This window comes from Sphingomonas arabinosi, from assembly GCF_036663715.1.
Taxonomy (GTDB): Bacteria; Pseudomonadota; Alphaproteobacteria; order Sphingomonadales; family Sphingomonadaceae; genus Sphingomonas.
The window spans coordinates 259,821-280,916 of record NZ_JAXOJN010000005.1; the positions used below are offsets into that span (position 1 = coordinate 259,821).

Annotated in this window: 18 protein-coding genes; 8 read left to right on the forward strand and 10 right to left on the reverse strand. The window is 66.8% G+C overall.

Annotated elements, in window-relative coordinates; translation table 11 throughout:
- Positions 1-109: 109 nt before the first annotated feature.
- The 9 genes from mtnP to U1708_RS11175 form a co-directional block, all read right to left on the reverse strand.
- Positions 110-982: an S-methyl-5'-thioadenosine phosphorylase gene (mtnP, locus tag U1708_RS11135; RefSeq protein WP_332745620.1), complete on the reverse strand. Its 873-nt coding sequence runs from the start codon at positions 980-982 to the stop codon at positions 110-112.
- A gap of 10 nt (positions 983-992) precedes the next feature.
- Positions 993-2,384, reverse strand: a complete 1,392-nt coding sequence (locus U1708_RS11140) for an amino acid permease (RefSeq protein ID WP_332745622.1) — start codon at positions 2,382-2,384, stop codon at positions 993-995.
- A 226-nt stretch (positions 2,385-2,610) separates the two neighbouring features.
- A complete protein-coding gene (locus U1708_RS11145) occupies positions 2,611-2,964 on the reverse strand; it encodes a HesB/IscA family protein (protein ID WP_332745624.1) in 354 nt (117 codons plus the stop codon).
- Positions 2,965-3,096: 132 nt separating this feature from the next.
- Positions 3,097-3,558 carry an SUF system Fe-S cluster assembly protein gene (locus tag U1708_RS11150; protein ID WP_332745626.1) on the reverse strand — a complete coding sequence of 154 codons (462 nt, stop codon included), beginning with the start codon at positions 3,556-3,558 and terminating at the stop codon, positions 3,097-3,099.
- Positions 3,555-4,769 (reverse strand): cysteine desulfurase, encoded by a 1,215-nt coding sequence (locus U1708_RS11155; RefSeq protein ID WP_332745628.1) that lies wholly within the window; start codon positions 4,767-4,769, stop codon positions 3,555-3,557. Before U1708_RS11155 ends, U1708_RS11150 begins: the two co-directional genes overlap by 4 nt.
- A 124-nt stretch (positions 4,770-4,893) precedes the next feature.
- Positions 4,894-5,967 (reverse strand): SufB/SufD family protein, encoded by a 1,074-nt coding sequence (locus U1708_RS11160; RefSeq protein ID WP_332745630.1) that lies wholly within the window; start codon positions 5,965-5,967, stop codon positions 4,894-4,896.
- Positions 5,968-6,113: 146 nt separating this feature from the next.
- The gene (gene sufC, locus U1708_RS11165) at positions 6,114-6,857 is read right to left on the reverse strand and encodes a Fe-S cluster assembly ATPase SufC (protein WP_254687880.1); all 744 of its coding nucleotides are present in this window, start codon (positions 6,855-6,857) and stop codon (positions 6,114-6,116) included.
- Positions 6,858-6,955: 98 nt separating this feature from the next.
- Positions 6,956-8,446 carry a Fe-S cluster assembly protein SufB gene (sufB, locus tag U1708_RS11170; protein WP_131586250.1) on the reverse strand — a complete coding sequence of 497 codons (1,491 nt, stop codon included), beginning with the start codon at positions 8,444-8,446 and terminating at the stop codon, positions 6,956-6,958.
- A gap of 130 nt (positions 8,447-8,576) precedes the next feature.
- On the reverse strand, positions 8,577-9,005 hold the full coding sequence (locus U1708_RS11175) for an SUF system Fe-S cluster assembly regulator (RefSeq protein WP_332745638.1): 429 nt from the start codon (positions 9,003-9,005) through the stop codon (positions 8,577-8,579).
- A gap of 263 nt (positions 9,006-9,268) precedes the next feature.
- On the opposite strand from U1708_RS11175, the gene U1708_RS11180 reads away from it, so the two are divergent.
- The 3 genes from U1708_RS11180 (at position 9,269) to U1708_RS11190 (ending at position 14,184) form a co-directional block, all read left to right on the forward strand.
- Positions 9,269-10,297 (forward strand): quinone-dependent dihydroorotate dehydrogenase, encoded by a 1,029-nt coding sequence (locus tag U1708_RS11180; protein ID WP_332745640.1) that lies wholly within the window; start codon positions 9,269-9,271, stop codon positions 10,295-10,297.
- A gap of 184 nt (positions 10,298-10,481) precedes the next feature.
- Positions 10,482-12,218, forward strand: coding sequence for a gamma-glutamyltransferase (ggt, locus tag U1708_RS11185; RefSeq protein WP_332745642.1), 1,737 nt, complete (start codon positions 10,482-10,484; stop codon positions 12,216-12,218).
- Between the two features lie 178 nt (positions 12,219-12,396).
- Positions 12,397-14,184: an AMP-dependent synthetase/ligase gene (locus tag U1708_RS11190; RefSeq protein ID WP_332745644.1), complete on the forward strand. Its 1,788-nt coding sequence runs from the start codon at positions 12,397-12,399 to the stop codon at positions 14,182-14,184.
- Positions 14,185-14,551: 367 nt separating this feature from the next.
- On the opposite strand, the gene U1708_RS11195 is transcribed toward U1708_RS11190, so the two are convergent.
- Positions 14,552-17,455: a M16 family metallopeptidase gene (locus tag U1708_RS11195; RefSeq protein ID WP_332745646.1), complete on the reverse strand. Its 2,904-nt coding sequence runs from the start codon at positions 17,453-17,455 to the stop codon at positions 14,552-14,554.
- 297 nt (positions 17,456-17,752) lie between these two features.
- Here U1708_RS11195 and U1708_RS11200 point away from each other — a divergent pair, with 297 nt between their 5' ends.
- The 5 genes from U1708_RS11200 (at position 17,753) to U1708_RS11220 (ending at position 21,093) form a co-directional block, all read left to right on the forward strand.
- Positions 17,753-18,490 carry an aspartyl/asparaginyl beta-hydroxylase domain-containing protein gene (locus U1708_RS11200; RefSeq protein WP_443030042.1) on the forward strand — a complete coding sequence of 246 codons (738 nt, stop codon included), beginning with the start codon at positions 17,753-17,755 and terminating at the stop codon, positions 18,488-18,490.
- A gap of 217 nt (positions 18,491-18,707) precedes the next feature.
- A complete protein-coding gene (locus tag U1708_RS11205; RefSeq protein WP_187504735.1) occupies positions 18,708-19,280 on the forward strand; it encodes a NifU family protein in 573 nt (190 codons plus the stop codon).
- Entirely contained in the window at positions 19,280-19,873 is a 594-nt protein-coding gene (locus tag U1708_RS11210) for a malonic semialdehyde reductase (RefSeq protein ID WP_332745652.1), read from the forward strand. Before U1708_RS11205 ends, U1708_RS11210 begins: the two co-directional genes overlap by 1 nt.
- 114 nt (positions 19,874-19,987) lie before the next feature.
- On the forward strand, positions 19,988-20,605 hold the full coding sequence (tsaB, locus tag U1708_RS11215; RefSeq protein ID WP_332745654.1) for a tRNA (adenosine(37)-N6)-threonylcarbamoyltransferase complex dimerization subunit type 1 TsaB: 618 nt from the start codon (positions 19,988-19,990) through the stop codon (positions 20,603-20,605).
- A complete protein-coding gene (locus U1708_RS11220) occupies positions 20,605-21,093 on the forward strand; it encodes a GNAT family N-acetyltransferase (RefSeq protein ID WP_332745656.1) in 489 nt (162 codons plus the stop codon). The genes tsaB and U1708_RS11220 overlap by 1 nt, the downstream gene beginning before the upstream one ends.
- Positions 21,094-21,096 lie beyond the last annotated feature (3 nt).

Genomic DNA, 21,096 nt, shown 5'->3' on the forward strand with positions numbered 1-21,096 from the left:
CTCCCGCGAAAGCCGGAGCCCAGGGTTCCAAGCACCGACACGGCCGTCCCCTGCCGTTATCCTAGACGCCAGCTTTTGCCGGAGGGAAGCGTAAGGGCAAGACCAAGCCTCAGCGTCTTGAAAGCGCCCGTCCCGCCACCGCATCCAGCTTCGCCAATAACGCCGGATCCCGCGCCTCCCGCGCGGTAATGATCGCGCTATCCAGGCACGTATCGATCGGTGAAGCATCCCGCTCCACCGGCAACGCGCGCAGCAACGCCATCACCATCGCCCGCGCCTTGGCTGCATTCGCACCAAGCTGCGCCACGACCTGCGCCACATCGACGCCAGCCTCGTCCTCACGCCAGCAATCGTAATCCGTCACCATGCCGACCAGCGCGTAGGGAAGCTCCGCCTCGCGCGCGAGCTTGGCCTCGGGCATCGCCGTCATCCCGATCACGTCGCAACCCCATTCGCGGTAGAGACGACTTTCCGCGCGCGTCGAGAATTGCGGGCCTTCCATCGCCAGATAGGTCCCACGATCATCCACCTGCGCCCCCGCCTCCCGCGCGGCGTCGACCGCATAGCGCGACAATCGCGGACAAACCGGGTCCGCCATGGATACATGCGCAACCAGGCCAGTGCCGAAGAAGCTCGACGGGCGCCCCTTGGTCCGATCGATGAATTGGTCGACGACAGTGAAACTCCCCGGCGGCCGCTGCTCGACCAGCGACCCAACGGACGACACCGCCAACACGTCCGTCACGCCTAGCCGCTTCAACGCGTCGATATTCGCGCGCGCATTCAACTCCGATGGCGAGATGCGATGCCCCCGCCCATGCCGCGGCAGGAACGCCACCCCGACATGCCCGACCCGCCCGGTATAGATCACATCCGACGGTTCGCCCCAGGGCGTCTCCGCCGTCTGCCAACGCCCATCCTCGATCCCGTCGACCGCGTACAGTCCCGAACCGCCGATGATGCCGATCGTCCAGCCGGTCACTCTGCACCCCTCACTCTGCAAGCGCCCTCGGCCGCGCGTAAACGAAGTAGATCACCAGCCCGAGCAGGTTCCAAAGCCCGAAATACAGCTGCGTCTTCGAGGGCAGGCTGAAGAACAGATACAGGCACCCAAGAATCCCGATCGTACCTACCAACGTCGCAGCCGGAGCGCGGAACGTCCGGATCGCGTCGGGCGCACGACGGCGCATCACCAGCATGCACGCACAGACCGCGACGAACGCCGCAAGCGTGCCAGCGTTGGCCAATGCAGCGATCTCGGCGAGCGGCAACAGGCCTGCGATCACCGCGACGATCGCCGCCGTAATCCACGTGATGCGGACGGGCGCGCCCCGCTTCGAGACCTTGGCGAGGCTCAACGGGAGCAACCCGTCGCGCGCCATCGTGAAGAAGATCCGGCTCTGCCCGAACAGGAACGCGAGCAGCACCGTCGGCAACGCTATCACCGCCGACGCGCCGAGGAACGTAGCGAACCCCGGTCGGCCGATCTCGCGCAGGATCAGCGCGAGCGGCTCTGCACTGCCTGCAAACCGGGTGTAGGACAGCGCCCCCACCGCAGCGACCGCGACCAGGATGTAGATCGCGATGCAGACGACCATCGACCCGACGATACCTATCGCCAGATCGCGTCCCGGGTTCTTCGTTTCCTCCGCCGCGGTCGAGATCGCATCGAAGCCATAAAACGCGAAGAAGATGATTGCCGCCGCAGCCATGACGCCGCGCTCGGCGCCATCGGGCTGGACCGCCTTGGGGAAGCCGTAGGGCATGAACGGATGCAGGTTGGCAGCGTTGAAATACTTAAGCGCGATGAACACGAACACCGCGAGCGCGATCATCTTAACGCCAACCAGCACAGCGTTCAGCGTGGCGCTCTCGCGCGTACCGAACGATAGCACGCCCGCCACGACCGCGATGATGAAGATCGCCGGCACGTTGAGGATGCCGCCAAGTTCGGGGCTGAGCGTCAGCGCCTCCGGAAATCCGAACGCACCGCGCAGCAATGGCGCCGCGTACCCCGACCAGCCGACCGCGACCGTCGACACGACAAGCGAATATTCGAGGATCAGCGACCAGCCGATCACCCACGCGATCAACTCGCCGAGCACCACATAGCTATACGTGTACGCGCTGCCCGAGGCGGGGATCATCGTCGCCATCTCGGCATAGGCGAGCGCCGCGCAGGCACAGATGCCGCCGGCGATGATAAACGAGAGGATAACGGCAGGCCCCGCGAGCCCTGCCCCTACGCCGATCAGCGTGAGAATGCCGGTCCCGACGATCCCACCGACGCCCATCGCGACGAGGTGCGGCCAAGACAAGGTCCGCGCGAGCTGATGCTCGGGCGGCTGCTCGGTGACGATTTTTCGGCGAAACAGACTGGCCACGGATATCCCCTCTTGTTGGCGCGGGGAGTGGCACAGGAGGGGCGGGACGGGCAAGGCCAGCGGCTTTTCCGGCTCTTGCTCCCCTCCCTGAAAGGGAGGGGCTGGGGGTGGGTCGGCTCGCTTATGCCGCCAACGTTCGATGATACGGAACCCGACCCACCCCCGCCCCCTCCCTTTCAGGGAGGGGAGAAAAATCGGTCTGCCTTACCGTGAGTTCGAAGGCGTCTTAAACGGTGAAGCTTTCCCCACACCCGCACGCACCCTTGGCGTTGGGGTTCTGGAAGACGAAGCCGGCGGTGAAGTCGTCCTCGACCCAATCCATTGTCGACCCGATCAGATACAGGATCGACCCGCCATCAACGAACAAGGTCCCCCCCGGCGTATCGATCCGCTCGTCAAACGGCTTCGCCTCGGTGACGTAATCCACAGAGTAAGCCAGCCCCGAACACCCGCGCTTGGGCGTCGACAGCTTCACGCCAATAGCGTCAGCCGGCGCGCACGCCATCAAATCCGCAATCCGCGCATGCGCCGTCGCCGTGAGGTTCAGCGCCGCCGGCCGTGCTCGCAATGTCGTCGCCATCTCTTCTTCCTTCCCCCCTCCCGTAAGCGGGAGGGGCCGGGGGTGGGCTCCCGGCCAGCCACTCAAAACCATCGTTCGCGAGGTGAGCGCGAGCCCACCCCCTGCCCCTCCCGCATGCGGGAGGGGCAAAACTCAGAGCATACCCAGCTCTAACTTCGCCTCGTCCGACATCTTCTGCGGATCCCAGGGCGGATCCCAGACCAGGTTCACTTCCGCGAACCCGACCCCAGGCACCGACCCGACCCGCATCTCGACCTCAGCCGGCATCGACTCCGCGACCGGGCAGTTCGGCGTCGTCAGCGTCATCGCCACCACCGCATGCCCGTCCTCGGTCACCTCGACGCCGTAGATCAGCCCCAGATCATAGATGTTCACCGGCATCTCGGGATCGTAAATCTCCTTCAGCGCATCGATGATCGCATCGTACACCGCGCCACCGGGCTCGCCGGGCGAATCCACCTGCGGCTTCTGGGCGAGAAAACCGGCAAGATAATCCCGCTTACGCTCCGCGTCGGAGTCCGTCTCCATGAGGACGCGCGCCTTGGGCGGCGATGCGACCGCATCCACTTCCTCGATCTCGAACCGATCGCTCATCCAAAAATCCTCGTTACTCGCTCGATACCGCGCACCAGCGCCTCGACGTCCGCCGGCCCGTTATACACGCCGAAGCTCGCGCGGGCCGTCGCCTCGACGCCCAGCGCCTCCATCAGCGGCTGTGCGCAATGATGGCCGGCGCGGATCGCGACGCGCTCTTCGTCCAATATGGTGCCGATGTCGTGCGGATGAACCCCCTCGATCGTGAAGCTCACGATCCCCGCCGAGTCCGCCGGGCCATACAGGCGTACGGAGTTGATCGACGACAACGCTTCACGCGTGGCGGTCACCAGCGCCGTCTCATGCGCGTGGATCGCGCCCAGACCGATGCTCTCAACATACTCGATCGCGGCATGCAGCCCGAGCGCACCGACGATATGCGGCGTCCCCGCCTCGAACCGGCCTGGCGGCGGCGCGTAGGTGGTCTTGGCGAACGACACCTTGTCTATCATCGAACCGCCACCCTGATACGGCGGCATCGCGTCGAGCAGTTCGGGCTTGGCCCAGAGCACACCGATCCCGGTCGGCCCGTAGAGCTTGTGCCCGGAGAACACATAGAAATCGCAGCCGATCGCCTTCACGTCGACCGCGATCCGCGGCACCGACTGGCAGCCGTCGAGCAGGATCTTGGCCCCGACCGAATGCGCGATCTCCGTGGCGCGCTTCGCATCGAGCACCGACCCAAGCACGTTCGAGACATGCCCAAGCGCAACCAGCTTGTGCGCCGGCGTGATCATCCGCTCCATCGCGTCGAGATCGATGCGGTGGTCCGGCGTCAGCGGCAGAACGTCGATCGCAACCCCGAGGCGCTCGGCGATCATTTGCCAAGGCACGATGTTCGAATGATGCTCCAGCATCGACAGCATGATGCGGTCACCCGCCTTCAACTGCTCGCCGGCCCAGCATTGCGCGACCAGATTGATCGCTTCGGTAGCCCCGCGCACGAACACGATCTCATCCGCCGAACCCGCACCGATAAACCGCGCGACGGCTTTCCGCGCGGCCTCATAGGCGACCGTCATGTCCGCCGAACGCTGGTACACGCCGCGGTGCACGGTCGCGTAAGTCTCGCCATAGGCGCGCGTGATCGCGTCGACCACGACCTGCGGCTTCTGCGCGGTGGCGGCGGTATCGAGATACGCCCACCCCTCGGGAATTGCCGGAAAGTCCGACAGACGATCCAACGGGCGTGTTTCGGTCATCAAGGTCATCTTCCCCCCTCCCTGGAAGGGAGGGGTCGGGGGTGGGTCGGCCGCTGAGACTCGGTCACGCCAGCCAACGGGTCAACCCACCCCCAGCCCCTCCCTTCCAGGGAGGGGAGCGCGTTGCGCCCGCTCACAACGCGCGCTCCAGCCACGCATCCGCATCCGCCACGAAAGCCTCTCGCACCGTCTCGTCCGCGATCTGCACGAACGCATCGCCGACGAACGCCCGCGTGAGCAGCGCCTGCGCCTTGGCATGCGGGATCCCGCGGCTCTGCATGTAGAACAGCGCACGCTGATCGAGTTCGCCGACCGTCGCGCCATGCGCGCACTTCACGTCGTCCGCGAAGATCTCCAGTTCGGGCTTCAGGTTCACCGTCGCGGTCCGCTGCAACAGCAGCCCGCGCAACGACTGCACCCCGTCGGTCTTCTGCGCATCGCGCGCCACCTCGACCCGCGCGGCAAGGCTCGCCGTCGACTTGTCCGCCGCGACCGCGCGCCAGATCTGCTTGCTCTGCCCGTTCAGCGCCGCATGCCGCACCGATACCGCGCACTCCTGCCGCTGATCGTTCCGCGTCAGCAACACGCCGCCATATTCGGCGAACGCATCGTCGCCCGAGACGATGATTGCCCCGTCGATCCGCGTGCCCGCATCGCCGGCGCCGAGCACCGTCACGATCAGGCTGGCACCCGCGTGGATGTCCACTTCGTCGCGCAGCGACACGAAGCCATCGCCCTGCAACAACCGCACCGCGCGCGTCAGCTTGGCGCCCTGGCCGAGCGTCATCCGCGTCGACCGGTTCGACCAGCCGGCCCCGACATACGTCTCGACCACCGACGCGCTCGCACCGTCGGCAAGCAGAAGCTCGGCCGGAAGCTGGTTCTCGCCGCCGGTCGCGATGTGGACGACCTGGAGAAGCTCTGCCGCAGCGTTCGCCTCGACCCGGATCGACCAGCCGGTCCCGGTCGTACGGCGCCCGAGCACATGCGCGCCACCATCGACGTGCGCGATCGCGACATGCCGCAGATCGCTCCGAGCCTCGTCGAGCACCCCATCGACGAACACCGCCCGCGCACCCGGCAAATCGAGAAACCACTCGCCAGCATCTGACGCAACGCCGCGTGGCAGTTCAGCCGCCGCCAAAATCGCCGCCGGATCACCCCAGCGCCATGATTCCTCGCGCGTCGAGGGAAGTTCGGCCTTCAAATCCTCCCCGGCACGGGGAGGGGGACCGCGACGCGTAGCGGCGGGGTGGAGGGGGGCTTCCACGGACGCTACGTCCAGTGGAGAACCCCCTCCACCAGCTTCGCTGGTCCCCCTCCCCGTACCGGGGAGGATTTGCGACAGAACGCTCATGCGGCGATCCCCACATAGCCTTCGCTCTCGAGCTGCTGCGCGAGTTCCTTGCCGCCCGAACGAACGATCCGCCCGTCCGCCAGCACATGCACGAAGTCCGGCTCCACGTAATCGAGCAACCGCTGGTAATGCGTGATCAGCAGCACAGCCTTGTCGGGCGCGCGCATGATGCGGTTGATGCCGTCGCCGACGACGCGCAACGCATCGATGTCGAGCCCCGAATCGGTCTCGTCGAGGATCGCGAACTTTGGGTTGACGATGCCCATCTGGACCATCTCGTTGCGCTTCTTCTCGCCGCCCGAAAAGCCGACGTTCACCGGCCGCTTGAGCATGTCGTAGTCCATGCCGAGCAGATCCGCCTGCCCGCGCGCGAGCTTCAGGAACTCGCCCCCCGACAGCGGCTTCTCGTCGCGCGTCGCACGCTGGGCGTTGAGCGCCTCGCGCAGGAACTGGACGTTCGACACGCCGGGGATCTCGACCGGATACTGGAAACCGAGGAACACGCCCGCCGCGGCGCGCTCATGCGCCTCCAGTTCGAGCAGGTCGACGCCGTCGAACGTCACCGAGCCCGCCGTAACCTCATAGCCGGGCCGTCCGCCGAGCACATAGCCCAGCGTCGACTTGCCCGCACCGTTAGGCCCCATGATCGCGTGCACCTCGCCCGCGTTTACGGTCAGGGACAGGCCCTTGAGGATTTCCTTGCCGTCGATCTCGGCGTGGAGGTTTTCAATTTTCAGCATCGAATGTAGCCCAATTCCAAATCTCTAAAATGCGAGGCGCTGACTGTGCCAACCCCACCCTGTCACTCCTGCGAAAGCGGGAATGACGGGGGAAGGGATCACCCCACGGAGCCTTCCAGCGAAATCCCCAGCAGCTTCTGCGCTTCGACCGCGAACTCCATCGGCAGCTGCTGCAACACTTCCCGCGCGAAGCCGTTGACGATCAGCGCCACCGCAGCCTCCGCATCCAGCCCGCGCGACATCGCGTAGAACAGCTGGTCCTCGGAGATTTTCGACGTGGTCGCCTCATGCTCGATCTGCGCGGACGGGTTGCGGACCTCGATATACGGCACGGTATGCGCACCGCACTGGTCGCCGAGCAGCAGGCTGTCGCACTGCGTGAAGTTCCGCACGCCCTCCGCGGTAGGCGCGACGCGCACCAGCCCGCGATACGTGTTGTCCGAACGCCCCGCCGAAATCCCCTTCGACACGATCGTCGAGCGCGTGTTCTTGCCGAGGTGGATCATCTTCGTGCCGGTATCGGCCTGCTGGCGATTGTTCGTCACCGCGACCGAATAGAACTCGCCGACCGAGCCATCGCCGAGCAGCACGCACGAGGGATATTTCCACGTGATCGCGCTGCCGGTCTCGACCTGAGTCCAGCTGACCTTCGAGTTCTTGCCCTGGCACAATGCGCGCTTGGTGACGAAATTGTAGATCCCGCCGACGCCGTTCTCGTCGCCCGGATACCAGTTCTGCACGGTCGAATATTTGATCTCGGCATCGTCGAGCACGACCAGTTCGACCACGGCGGCGTGGAGCTGGTTCTCGTCGCGCATCGGCGCGGTGCAGCCTTCGAGATACGAAACGTACGAACCCTTGTCCGCCACGATCAGCGTGCGCTCAAACTGCCCGGTATTCTCTGCGTTGATGCGGAAGTACGTCGACAGCTCCATCGGGCAGCGCACGCCCTCCGGGATGTAGACGAACGTGCCGTCCGAGAAGACCGCCGAGTTCAGCGTCGCGAAGTAATTGTCACGTTGCGGCACGACCTTGCCGAGCCACTTCCGGACGAGATCGGGATATTCCTTGATCGCCTCGGAGATCGAGCGGAAGATCACGCCCGCGGCCTCCAGCTCCTTGCGGAACGTCGTCGCGACCGAGACGCTGTCGAACACCGCATCGACCGCGACGCGGCGCTTCGGCGTGCCGTCCTCGTTCAGCGGATCCTCGACCACGCCCGCCAGCATCTTCTGCTCGCCGATCGGAATGCCGAGCTTCTCGTAGACGCGCAGAATCTCCGGATCGACCTCGTCAAGCGACCCGAGCTTCGGCTTGGCCTTGGGCTCCGCGTAGTAATAGGCGTCCTGGTAATCGATCGGCGGCACGTTGAGCTTCGACCAGTCGGGCGCCTCCATCGTCTGCCAAAGCGCGAATGCCTTCAGCCGCCAGTCGAGCATCCACTGCGGCTCGCCCTTCTTGGCGGAAATGAAGCGCACCGTGTCTTCCGACAGACCCTTCGGCGCGAATTCCTGTTCGATGTCCGAGGAGAAACCCCACTCGTACGTCTTGTTCGCGGCGGCATACGCCTCTGCGTTCCGGGTAGCCATTATCTGTCCTCGGCCGCAAAGCGGCTCTCTAAAATCTCCGCGTCTCCGCGTCTCCGCGTGAACAAAATTAATTCACGCGGAGACGCGGAGACGCGGAGGAAGGGGTAAAGCGCTGCGCGCAATGTGTTCTTCATGCGGGCACCTGCGAAACAGGGGTTTGCGAGAGGCTGGCGAGCGACACACCGGCGAGCGCACCGCGAACCGCGCCGTTTACCGCGTTCCAGTGCGGCTTCACGCGGCAACTCTGGTCGATGCAGCAATCCTGCGATGCGCCGTCGACGCATGCGGTCAGCGCGATCGGCCCCTCGACCGCTTCGATGATGTCGGCGAGCGAGATCATCGCCGGCGGCCGCGACAGGCGAAACCCGCCGCCGGTCCCGCGCGTGCTCTCGATCAGCCCCGCGGCGGACAGCCGGCTCACCAGCTTCTGCACGGTCGGCAACGGCACGCCGGTCTCCTCGCTGAGCAGCGTCGCGTTCAGCCGCGCGATACCGCCGCAATGACGCGCCGCGGCGCTCATCATCACGACCGCATAGTCGGCTAGGCTGGAAAGACGCATGGTGGCTTCGAAGTCCAATCGGACCGATATGATCCGATTGATCAAATGGGCCTTGTGCAGTGCATCGTCAACCCGCAGGGCCGTGCTAACGACTCGCAACTGGAGGCGGGTTTTCTGTATCGCGCACGACCCGAAAGCTTGACTTCCCCCCTCCCTGGAAGGGAGGGGTCGGGGGTGGGTCGGCTGCTGATGCGAGGGCACGCTAACCAACGGACCAACCCACCCCAGCCCCTCGCTTCCAGGGAGGGGAGCAAGGATGAGCAATGGCCTTCTACCACCCGATCCTGTTCCGCCTCGACGCCGAGCGCGCGCATAGCCTGACCATCGCTGCGCTTGCCGCATGGGGGAAGGCCGGCACGCCCCTAGCCCCGAACGTACCGCGCCTCGCAACCACGGTAGCGGGGATCGCCTTCCCCAACCCCGTCGGCCTAGCAGCAGGCGTCGACAAAGACGGGAGCGCGATCGACGGCTTCTTCGGGCTCGGGCTCGGCAGCGTCGAGATCGGCACGCTCACCCCGCTCGCGCAGCCGGGCAACCCGAAGCCCCGCATCTTCCGCCTCCCCGAAGACCGCGCCGTCATCAACCGCCTGGGCTTCAACAACGGCGGCCTCGATGGCGCGCTTCCCCGTGCCCAGAGCGCAAAGCGCAACGGCATCCTCGGCATCAACGTCGGCGCGAACAAGGACACGACCGACCGCACCGCCGACTATGTCCACGGCGTCACCCGCGCCGCGCCGCACGCCGACTACATCACGATCAACATCAGCTCCCCCAACACCCCCGGCCTGCGCGACCTCCAGCACGGCGCAGCGCTCCGCGATCTGCTCGCCGCCTGCACCGCAGCCAAGGGCAACACGCCGATCTTCCTCAAGGTCGCGCCCGATCTCGACCCCGCCGACATCGACGACATCGCCCGAGCAGCCCTCGACAACCGCATCGACGCGCTGATCGTCAACAACACGACGATCTCCCGCCCCGGCCTGCGCTCGGCCAGCGCCAAGGAAACCGGCGGCCTCTCCGGAGCCCCCCTCGCCCCCCTGGCCCGCCAACGCCTCACCGACTTCCGCAAGGCCACCGGCGCAGCAATCCCGCTGATCTCCGTCGGCGGCATCGACAGCGGCGCCGAAGCCTATGCCCGCCTCCGCGCCGGCGCGAGCCTCGTCCAGCTGTACACCGCTTTGGTGTACGAAGGCCCCGGCCTCCCCGCCCGCATCCTCCGCGAACTGGACGCGCTGCTCAAGCGCGACGGGTTTGCGAAGGTCCCCGACGCGGTGGGGGTCGACGCCCGCTGATCCTCCCCCGCCAGGGGGAGGTGGCGCCGAAGGCGACGGAGGGGGAGGACACGGAACCGCGGTCATCACTTACCGCCCCCTCCGACTGGCAAGCGCCAGCCACCTCCCCCTGGCGGGGGAGGATCGCGAGTTCGGACGGCGAGACGACTTGCCTCATACCCGAACCGCACTAGGCTTGCGCTCGATGAAGACCTCCCTCCTCGCGCTCGCCCTCCTAGTCCCCGCCGCCACCGTAGAGGCGCGCCAACCTGCCCCAGCCAAAGACCAAGGCATGGTCAGCGCCGCCGACCCCCGCGCAGCCGCAGCCGGCGTCGAGATCCTCCGCGCCGGCGGCAGCGCCACCGACGCCGCGATCGCCACGATGCTCGCGCTCAACGTCGTCGAACCACAAAGCTCCGGCATCGGCGGCGGCAGCTTCTGGGTCTCCCACGCCGCCGGCGGCGCACTCAGCACGATCGACGCGCGCGAAGAGGCTCCAGCCGCCGCCGACGCACGCTGGTTCTACGCCCCCGACGGCACGCCGCTAAGCCACAGGGACGCGGTTCCCGGCGGCCGCAGCGTCGGCATCCCCGGCGCACTGCGCGGCATGGCGCTCGCACACCGCGCCTCGGGGAAACTTCCCTGGGCGCAGCTCTTCGCCCCCGCGATCCGGCTCGCCACCAACGGCTTCCAGGCCACCCCCCGCCTCGTCAACGGCATGAAGTCCTACGGCGACCACGTCACGCCCGAGACCCGCGCGCTCTTCTCCGCCCCCGACGGCTCGCCGGTCGCGATCGGCGCGACGATCAGCAACCCGCGGCAAGCTGCCCTCCTCCAGCGCATCGCCACCCAAGGCCCCGACAGCTTCTACGTCGGCCCCCAGGCGCAAAAGATCGTCACCGCGGTCAACACCGCCGCGCGCAATCCGTCGAAGATGACGCTCGGCGACCTCGCCAGCTACGACGCCAAGAACCGCCCGCCGGTCTGCGTCAAATACCGCGTCTACCGCGTCTGCGGCATGGGCCCGCCCTCGTCCGGCGGGGTCACCGTGCTGATGATCCTGAAGCAGCTCGAACGCTTCGACATGGCAAAGCTCGGCAAGGACAGCGCGCAGGCTTGGCACCTGTTCGCCGAATCCTCGCGACTCGCCTATGCCGATCGCGACTTCTACGTCGGCGATCCCGATTTCGTCCGCGTGCCGGTGCAAGGCATGCTCGATACCAAGTATCTCGCGTCGCGCTCGACACTGATCTCTCCCACCACCACGATGGCGACCGTCGCACCAGGCACGCCCCCAGGCGCCCCCGCCCGCACCCGCGCACCGGTCAGCGAAGTCGCCGGCACGACCGACATCGCAACGGCCGACGCGCGCGGTAACGTCGTCCAGGTGACCACCACCGTCGAGGGCTATTTCGGCTCCGGCATCACGGTCGACGGCACCGTCCTCAACAACCAGCTCACCGACTTCGACATCGTGCCCGAGAAGGACGGCGCGCTCGTCGCCAACCGCGTCGAGGGCGGCAAGCGTCCGCGCAGCTCGATGTCGCCGACGATCGTCTATGGCCCCGACGGCAAGGTCCGCCTCGCAGTCGGCGCGGCGGGCGGCTCGACGATCATCGCGCAGGTAGCCAAGGCGATCATCGGCGTGGTCGACTGGAAACTGTCCGCGCAGGACTCGATCGCGCTCGGGCTGCTCTACGCCCCCGGCCACGTCGCCGCTGCCGAAAAGGGTACCGCCCGCGAGGCAATGGTCCCCGCGTTGCAGGCGCTCGGCGAGACGGTCCAGGTTACCTCACTCGGCCTGAAGGCAAACGCGATCGAACGCGTAGGCGGCAAATGGGTCGGCGCCGCGGACCCCCGCAGCGAAGGCGTCGCGATGAGCCAGGACGGCACCGTCACCCGGATTCAGCGCGTCGGCGCCCTCCAGCGCGCGCCCGAATGACACCCACCTAACCCTTCGTCATCCTGGGCTCGACCCAGGATCCAGAGCCAGGAGCGATACCGTATATGGCTCTGGATCCCAGCTTTCGCTGGGATGACGAGTGTTGCTATACTGCCCTTGCACTGAAGCAAGCCGACCCATCAAAACATCGAGCTGCAAGAGCACGTCAGGAGAGACAATGGCCCGCCAGCTCGAACGATTCCCGAACCTCGTCACGATGTTCTTTACGCGCGCCGCGGAGAGAGGCGATGCGCCGTTCCTCTGGACCAAGACGACCGGCACGTGGGTAGCCACCAGCTGGGCCGAAGCCGCGCGGCAAGTCGCAAGCCTAGCCACCGCGCTTACCGCGATCGGCCTGAAACGCGGCGACCGCGTCATGCTGGTCAGCGAGAACCGCCCCGAATGGTGCCTGAGCGACCTCGCGATCATGGCGGCGGGCTGCGTCACGGTGCCGACCTATGTCACCAACACCGAGCGCGATCACCTCCACATCATCGAGAATGCGGGCGCCTGCGCGATCATCGTCTCGACCGCGAAGCTCGCCAAGACGCTGCTCCCCGCGGTGATCCGGTCGAACCAGGCGCAGACCGTCATCGGGCTCGAGGACATGAAGGTCCCCGCGTCGATCGACTTCCACAACTGGCACGCGCTGATCGCCGCGCATCAGACCGCCCCAGAAACCGCCGCCGCCCGCGCCGACTTCGCCCGCGAAGACCTCGCCTGCATCATCTACACCTCGGGCACCGGCGGCGCCCCGCGCGGCGTGATGCAGCACCACGGCGCGATCCTCCACAATTGCGCAGGGTGCGCGAACGTGATTTCGGAGGATTTCGGCTGGGACGACGAGGTCTTCCTGTCGTTCCTGCCGCTCAGCCACGCCTACGAACACACCGGCGGCCAGCATTTCCCGATCTCGCTCGGCGGCCAGATCTACTACGCGGAGGGCCTGGAGAAGCTCGCCGCCAACATCGAGGAAACCCGCCCGACGATCATGTTCGTGGTCCCCCGCCTGTTCGAAGTCCTCCGCACGCGCATTTCGAAGACGATCGAGAAACAGGGCGGCGCCTCCGCCTACCTATTGCGTCAGGCCCTCGACATCGGCGGCAAGCGCTACGCCGGTCGCCTCCGCCTGATCGACCGCCCCATGCAGGCGGCCGTCGCCACGCTCTTCAAACCCAAGATTTCGAAGAAGTTCGGTGGCCGGTTGAAGGCGATGATCTCCGGCGGCGCCCCCCTAAACCCCGAAGTCGGCCTGTTCTTCGAATCGCTCGGGCTCACCTTCCTGCAAGGCTATGGCCAGACCGAAGCCGCCCCCGTCATATCCTGCAACCGCCCCCAGGCCGGCGTCCGCATGGACTCGGTCGGCCCCGCGCTCAAGGACACCGAGGTCCGCATCGCCGAGGACGGCGAGATCCTGGTCCGCGGCGAACTCGTCATGCACGGCTATTGGCGCAACGACGCCGAGACCGCCAAGGTGCTCAAGGACGGCTGGCTCCACACCGGCGACATCGGCGAGATCGACGACCGCGGCCGCATCCGCATCACCGACCGCAAGAAGGACCTGATCATCAACGACAAGGGCGAGAACGTCGCCCCGCAAAAGGTCGAGGGCATGCTCACGCTCCAGCCCGAGATCGCGCAGGCGATGATCGCCGGCGACAAGCGCCCGTACATGGTCGCGCTGGTGGTGCCCGATCCCGAATGGACGCAGGAATGGTGCGCGGCCAACGGCGACGCCTGCAGCTTTTCGCGACTGGCGGAGAACAGCGAGTTCCGCACCGCGATCGGTCACGCGATCGAGCGAGTGAACAAGGAGCTGACGGTCACCGAACGCATCCGGCGTTTCGTACTCGCGGATGGCCCGTTCACGATCGAGAACGAACAACTGACGCCTAGCCTGAAGATCCGCCGGCATGTGCTGAAGCAGGCGTACGGCGAGCGGCTGGACGGGTTGTACAAGCCCTAAAAACCCCTCTCCCTCCGGGGAGAGGGAGGGGCCCGCACGCGCTTGCGGGTGGGAGGGTGAGGGGCGTGAGGCTCAGGACGCCTCCGCCAAAGCCCCTCACCCTTCCGTCGCCAAGCGGCTCCTCCCTCCCTCTCCCCAACGTGGAGAGGGACTGGTGCGGGTCACGCCCTCGGCTCAATCTCGACTTAATTTTCAACAACCGCACGACGAACGAGCAACAAGCCCCTCTCCCCCCGGGGAGAGGGAGGGGCCCGCACGCCCTTGCGTGTGGGAGGGTGAGGGCACGCCAGCCAAAGCACGTGCCCTCACCCTCCCGTCGCCAAGCGGCTCCTCCGTCCCTCTCCCCTTCAGGGAGAGGGAGCAAACCTCACTTCTTCGCCGCAGCCGGCACCACGGCCATCGTCCAATCCTTTTCCGGTCGCAGATACTTCGCCGCGGTCGCCTGCAACTCCACCGGCGTGGTCGCCACCAGATCGCTCGCAATCCGCTGCGTCGCCGCGATCCGCCTTGGATCGAACGTCGCCCCGCCAAGCTGCTGCAACCAGAACTGGTTCCCGGTCGAGGCGCGCAGGATATACTGCCCCATCGGCTTCTTGATCCGGTCCAGCTCGTCCGCCGCGATCGGCGTCGACACGAGTTCGGCCGCAATCTGCCGCGCGATCTGGAAGAAGAACGACACCTTGTCCGGCGCCACCTGCCCGATCGCGACCATCCGCCCGCCGGTGTTCATGCCCACCGGCCACTGGCTCGACACGTTGGGGCTGTAGCTCGCGCCCGCCGCCTGCCGCAGCCGCTCGAACAGCCGGTCGCTGAACACCTGCGCCAGCACGTCGAGACGCCGCGCCTCGACGATATTGCCGATCCCGCCACCCGTCGGCCAGGCGATCACCGCCGCCGCCTGGTTCTCAGGCCCGGTATGCGCACGCATCACCGGGGTCGCGTTGTGCGCAGGGAAACCGACCGGTGCGCCGACCTTCGATACCGCCGTTCGCGGCTTCATCGCCCCGAACGACTTGGCGACCGCGGCGATCGCATCCTCGGTCTTCACGTCGCCGAAGATCGAGACCTCGATCGGCCCGGTCTTCAGGATCGGCTCCCAGAACGCGCGGAAGTCCTTCGCATTGAGCGCCTCGACGGTCGCCTTCGACGGCGTCCCCCAGCGCGGATCGCCCGCGCGGAGCAGACCCTCGAGATCGCGCGACAACACGCCGTCGGGCGACGAATCATACCCCGCGAACCCGGCCAGCGCCGCGACCCGGGCACGGGCCACCGGCGCCGGATCCCAGGCCGGGAACGCCAGCTTCGACGCCATCAACCGCAACTGATCCGAATAATCCGCCGGCGAGGTGATCGCGCCGAGCGTGAAAGCATCGTCGTCGATTCCGAAGTCGAGCCCGATCCTGCGCCCCGCGGTCAGCTGGTCGAGATCGCCCTGGTCGAGCTTGCCGATACCCCCTGCGACCAGCGCGAGATCGCCTGCCCAGGCCGGCGTAGGCCGGTTCGACGGGATCGCGGTATAGCCGCCGCCAAAGCGCACGCGCACATACACGCGCCCGGTCTCACCCGCGTTCGGGAACAGCAGCACGCGCGTCCCGTTGGCGAAGTTCACCTGCTCCATGTCGAACGCAGCGATCTTTTCGCGGCTGGTCACGACGCCCGGCTTACCCAGCGACGGCAGTTTCGAGAAATCGACCGCACCTTGCGTGCGACGCTTCCCCGCCAGCCCCGACACATCCGCCTTCAACGCGGTCTCCAGCTTCGCCGCAGCGCCGGCGTCGGGCGTCTGCGTATTGACGAGAGCCCGCGTCGTCCCCTCGAAGATCGCCTTGCTCGACGCGAGCAGCGTGGCGGGCGTGAACATGCCCTTCGCCTTGGCGTCCTGTAAAATCTTGTACGACGTCTCGGGCCCCGCGACGGTCTCGCGAATGTCGAGCGCGCCGACCATGTCGTCCGCCTGCTTCGATCCCGCCTCGACCCGCGCGGTTTCGACGCTGGTCCGCATGATCGTATCGAAATCGGCATATTCCCGGTCGACTTCGGCCTGGCTCGGCGCGTTGGTCTGCGCATCGGCGATCACCGCGCGCACGTCCTTCAACGCCGCTTCCCAGTCGGTGCCGATCGGCACGATGTTGACACTGGTCAGGTTCGCAGAGCGCGACACGTCGTCGATCGACACGCCCGCCTGGAGGAAACTACCGCCTGCCCGCGCGCGCGTCTCCAGACGCCGACTGATAAGCCGCGTCGCGAGCACGTCGACAAGCCGCTTCTGGTTCATGATCGCGGTGTCGTCCTTATACTCCCAAGGCCGCACCACGCCGAGCGTCACCACCGCCGGTATCGCCGGCTCGGCGATCGTCGCGGAGACCGGCGCTTTCGGATCGGGCTTGCCGAAATCGGGCGCGGGCGTGACCGGGCCGATGCCCTTCCAGTCGGCGAAGTTCTTGACGATCAACCGCCCGAACAGCGCCGGATCCATATCGCCCGAGATGATGACGACGGTGTTCTCCGGCCGATACCAGCGATCGTGGAACGCCTTCACCGTGGCGCCGGTGGCGGCCTCCAGCGTCTTGATGTTGCCGATCGGCGAGCGATCCGCGAGCGGCTGCCCGGCGAAGAACGTCGCGCGGATCGCATCGCCGAACCGCACCTGCGGTCCCGGCTGCTCGCGCTGTTCGGCCAGCACGATCGGGCGCTCGGCGGCGACCGACGCGTCGGTGATCGTCGGCTTTTCCATCATCCCGGCCATGATCTTCAGGCTCTCGTCGAGCCCGGCCTGGGTGGCCGAGGGAAGATCGAGCTTGAAGGTGGTCGAGGTCGGCGTGGTCTGCGCGTTGGTATCCGACCCGAAGGTCGCCCCGAACCGCTGCCACACGCGCTTCGCCTCGCCGTCCGGCACGTATTCGGACCCGCGGAACGAAAGATGCTCGATGAAATGCGCAAAGCCGCGTTCGCTGTCGGTTTCGTTCAGCGAGCCCGCATCGATCCGCACGCGCACAGACACCTGGCCCGGCGGCACGCCGTTCTTGCGCACCGCGAACCGCATGCCGTTGGGCAGCGTCCCGAACTTCCACTCCGGGTCCCGCGTAAGATCGCTGCCCTTGTAGAGCCACGCGGTCGTGTCGATACCCGGCAGTTCGGGAAGCGTCGGCGCTTCCTTAGCAGGCGTGGAAGCGGCCTGCTGCGTCGCCATCTGGCCGCTCGCCGGGATAGCAAGGCCAAGGATGACGGGGAGCAGGACGGGAGCGCGATACAGGCGCGATAAGAATACCATAGCGCATCTGTAGCGTCCCCGCGCGCGCATCGCCAGCGCCGCACCATGGAAGGTGGTCCCGCCTGCCATCATTTCGTCCAACACCGGCGGTATATCGTGTTCAAACAAGGGGATCGGCGCCGTGGCGCGCCGGGATACAGGGTAGAGATGACGGTCGAAGCCGAACTGGGGCACGAACTGGGCCACGAACTGGGGCAGTCTTCATTGTGGCGGGAATCGGGCGGGCCGGCGGTACGCCGCAGCGCCCGCGTGCCCGATCTGAACGTGATCTCGGGCGCACCCAAACCCGGCGCTCCCATGGTCGCCGAAGCCAACCGCCCGCTGATCATCCGCGTCGGCAAGCACCTCCGCGGCGTGTTCGACCGCATGATCGCCTCATCCTCGCTGGTCGCCAACGACCCGGTGCTCGACGTCCGCGATTTTGCCTGGACCGCGGGCCTGCGCGAGAACTGGGCCGCGATCCGCGACGAGGCGGTCCACGTCGCGCTGCAAGGCGAGGCGTCCCCCAGCCTCGCGACGATCTCGCCCGATCACCGCTCGATCGCCGAGATCGACAAATGGCGGTCCTTCTTCCTCTACGGCTATGGCTATCCGATCGAGGAAAGCCTCGCGCGCTGCCCCCACACCGCGGCCGCCGTCGCGCGCATCCCCGGCCTCAACAGCGCGTTCTTCTCGATCCTCGCGCCCGGCACGCACATCCCCGAGCACCGCGGCGTGACCAAGGGCCTCATCACCTGCCACCTCGGCCTGATCGTGCCGCGCGACGGCGACGTCCGCATGCGAGTCCACGACCGTGTGGTGCGCTGGGCGGAAGGCGAGACGCTCGTGTTCGACGACACCTACAACCACGAAGTCTGGAACGACACGAACGGCACGCGCGTCGTCCTGCTGATCCAGTTCGAACGCCCCCTGCGCAATCCCGGCAAGTGGATCGCCGACCTGTTCCTCGGCATCGTCCGCCGCTCCGCCTTCGTCCAGGAGGCGGTCCGCAACATCGGCAGCTGGAACGCCGCGGTGAAGGCGATGGACGTCTGACACTTCTTGCTCCCCTCCCTGGAAGGGAGGGGCTGGGGGTGGGTCGGCCGCTTGACGAGCGTGACGCCAATCACGAACCCACCCACCCCCAACCCCTCCCTTCACGAGGGAGGGGAGCAGGAGCAGGAGCAAGAATGGCTCGCCCCCTCACCCCCCGAAAGAAACCGTTTCCCGTTCCCCGCTTGATCCCTCGCCCCCGCCGGGCCACATGCGGTGCATGCTGATCGAAACGGAATCCACCCCGAACCCCTCGACGTTGAAGTTCCTGCCGGGACGCGCCGTCATGGACGCCGGCACCCGCGACTTCGCCACCCCCGAGGAGGCCGAGACCAGTCCGCTGGCCGAGGCGATCTTCAATCTCGGCGACGTGACCGGCGTTTTCTTCGGCCGCGATTTCGTGTCGGTGACCGCCGCGCCGGGCGTCGCCTGGTCGGACCTGAAGCCCGACGTGCTCGCAATCCTGCTCGATCATTTCTCCGCCGCGATGCCGCTGTTCAAGCCCGCCCGCGCCGGTTTCTCGGTCCCGTCGGACGAGCCCGCGCTGTCGGACGATCCCGCCGATGCCGACATCGTCGCGCAGATCCGCGAACTGATCGACACGCGCGTCCGCCCCGCGGTGGCGAACGACGGCGGCGACATCGTCTATCGCGGCTTCGACAAGGGCAAGGTGTTCCTCCAGCTCCAGGGCGCCTGCGCCGGCTGCCCGTCGTCGAGCGCGACGTTGAAGAACGGCATCGAGCAGCTCCTCAAATACTACGTCCCCGAAGTCACCGAAGTGCGAGCCGTCTGATGCGCCAGAAACTCGACGATAGCGTCCTCAGCACCGTCTTCCGCGACGCGCGCACCTATAATGGCTACACCGACGAGCCCGTCGCCGAGAGCGAGTTGCACGCGATCTGGGACCTCATGAAGTGGGGCCCGACGTCCGCCAATCAGCTTCCCGCGCGGCTGATCTGGTGCGTCAGCGACGAATCGAAGCAGAAGCTGGCGGATGCGTGCAGCGCGCAGAACAGGCCCAAGATCCTGAACGCCCCGGTGTCGGTCATCATTGGCATGGACACGAATTTCCACGAACACCTCCCCGAGCTGTTCCCGCACGCCGATGCGAAGTCGTGGTTCGACGGCAACGCCGAACTGCGCGAGGCCTCGGCGTTCCGCAACTCGTCGTTGCAGGGTGCGTATTTCATCATCGCCGCGCGGATGCTCGGGCTCGATACCGGGCCGATGTCGGGCTTCGACGCGGGGAAAGTCGACGCGGCGTTCTTCCACGACACGCCGGCGGTGCGGACGAACTTCATCTCGACGCTCGGCCACGGCGATCCCGCGACGATCTACGCCCGCTCGCCCCGCCCCGACTTCGCGAAGTTCAACAGTATCGCTTGATAATTAGCCCTCTCCCCCTCGGGGAGAGGGTTGGGTGAGGGGCTGTTCCAGGCGATGCACTGCTTGGCTACCCCTCACCCTAGCCCTCTCCCCGAGGGGGAGAGGGAATAAGAAGTGCGCACTTTAGTCATCGAAACATCCACCACCGCCTGCTCGGTCGCCCTCATCGAGGACGGCGCCATCATCGCCCGCGCGCACGACGTCGTCGGCCGCGGCCATGCCGAGCGCCTCATCCCGATGATCGCCGAGCTCCCCAACGGCGGCCGCGCCGACCGCATCATCGTCGACTGCGGCCCCGGCAGCTTCACCGGCGTCCGCGTCGGCATCGCCGCCGCCCGCGGCCTCGCGCTCGGCTGGGGCGCGGAGATCGCCGGTTTCTCCTCCCTCCCCCTCGTCGCCGCCGCCGGTTTCGCCGACCGCTTAACCGACGATATTGCAGTGATCATGGAAGGGGGCCATGGCGAAGTCTTCATGCAAGCCTTCGCCACCGATCTGTCGCCGCGATCCGACATGGTATCGCTGAAGCCCGCCGCCGCGCTCGACGCGCTGGCAGGACGGCGCGCAGTCGGTAACGGCGTCCGCTGGCTCGCCGCGCTCGACGACACGATCGACCTGACCGAAGCGCTCCCCGACGCAGCCTCCGCGATCCTGCTCCCCGAGGCGCTGACCGCACTCGCGCCAAGCCCGATCTACGGCCGCGCGCCCGACGCCAAACCCTCGGTCCCGAAATAATGGCCACCCGCCAAGTCGCGACCCGCGCGGTCACCCTCCGCACCGGCGACGCGCGCGATCTCGCGGTCGTCGACACCCTGATGACCGACGCGTTCGACCCGCGCTACGGCGAGGCGTGGACGCGCAGCCAGTGCCTCGGCGTCCTCGCGCTCACCGGCGTCCACCTCACCCTCGCCTTCGTCGACGATGTCCCCGCCGGTTTCACGATGACCCGCACAGTCGCCGACGAAGCCGAACTGCTGCTGATCGCGGTCGCACCCGACTATCGCCGCCGCGGCGTCGGCACGGCCCTTATCCGCGCGGCGATCGCCGAATGCTCGGTCGGCGCCATCGCGAAACTCCACCTCGAAGTTCGTGCCGGCAACGATGCGGTCAAGATGTACGACGCGCACGGCTTCACCAAGGTCGGCGAGCGCCGCGCCTATTACCGCGGCAAGACCGGCGTCGCATACGACGCACATACATATTCGCGAGTTATCAACGGTTAAGGC

What these genes read in the sequence shown, in the direction of transcription:
- U1708_RS11145 (WP_332745624.1), bottom strand. Translation starts at nt 2,964, where the DNA reads ATGGCGACGACATTGCGAGCACGGCCGGCGGCGCTGAACCTCACGGCG.
- U1708_RS11150 (WP_332745626.1), bottom strand. Translation starts at nt 3,558, where the DNA reads ATGAGCGATCGGTTCGAGATCGAGGAAGTGGATGCGGTCGCATCGCCG.
- U1708_RS11155 (WP_332745628.1), bottom strand. Translation starts at nt 4,769, where the DNA reads ATGACCTTGATGACCGAAACACGCCCGTTGGATCGTCTGTCGGACTTT.
- sufC (WP_254687880.1), bottom strand. Translation starts at nt 6,857, where the DNA reads ATGCTGAAAATTGAAAACCTCCACGCCGAGATCGACGGCAAGGAAATC.
- sufB (WP_131586250.1), bottom strand. Translation starts at nt 8,446, where the DNA reads ATGGCTACCCGGAACGCAGAGGCGTATGCCGCCGCGAACAAGACGTAC.
- U1708_RS11175 (WP_332745638.1), bottom strand. Translation starts at nt 9,005, where the DNA reads ATGCGTCTTTCCAGCCTAGCCGACTATGCGGTCGTGATGATGAGCGCC.
- U1708_RS11180 (WP_332745640.1), top strand. Translation starts at nt 9,269, where the DNA reads ATGGCCTTCTACCACCCGATCCTGTTCCGCCTCGACGCCGAGCGCGCG.
- ggt (WP_332745642.1), top strand. Translation starts at nt 10,482, where the DNA reads ATGAAGACCTCCCTCCTCGCGCTCGCCCTCCTAGTCCCCGCCGCCACC.
- U1708_RS11190 (WP_332745644.1), top strand. Translation starts at nt 12,397, where the DNA reads ATGGCCCGCCAGCTCGAACGATTCCCGAACCTCGTCACGATGTTCTTT.
- U1708_RS11195 (WP_332745646.1), bottom strand. Translation starts at nt 17,455, where the DNA reads ATGGTATTCTTATCGCGCCTGTATCGCGCTCCCGTCCTGCTCCCCGTC.
- U1708_RS11200 (WP_443030042.1), top strand. Translation starts at nt 17,753, where the DNA reads ATGGTCGCCGAAGCCAACCGCCCGCTGATCATCCGCGTCGGCAAGCAC.
- U1708_RS11205 (WP_187504735.1), top strand. Translation starts at nt 18,708, where the DNA reads ATGCTGATCGAAACGGAATCCACCCCGAACCCCTCGACGTTGAAGTTC.
- U1708_RS11210 (WP_332745652.1), top strand. Translation starts at nt 19,280, where the DNA reads ATGCGCCAGAAACTCGACGATAGCGTCCTCAGCACCGTCTTCCGCGAC.
- U1708_RS11220 (WP_332745656.1), top strand. Translation starts at nt 20,605, where the DNA reads ATGGCCACCCGCCAAGTCGCGACCCGCGCGGTCACCCTCCGCACCGGC.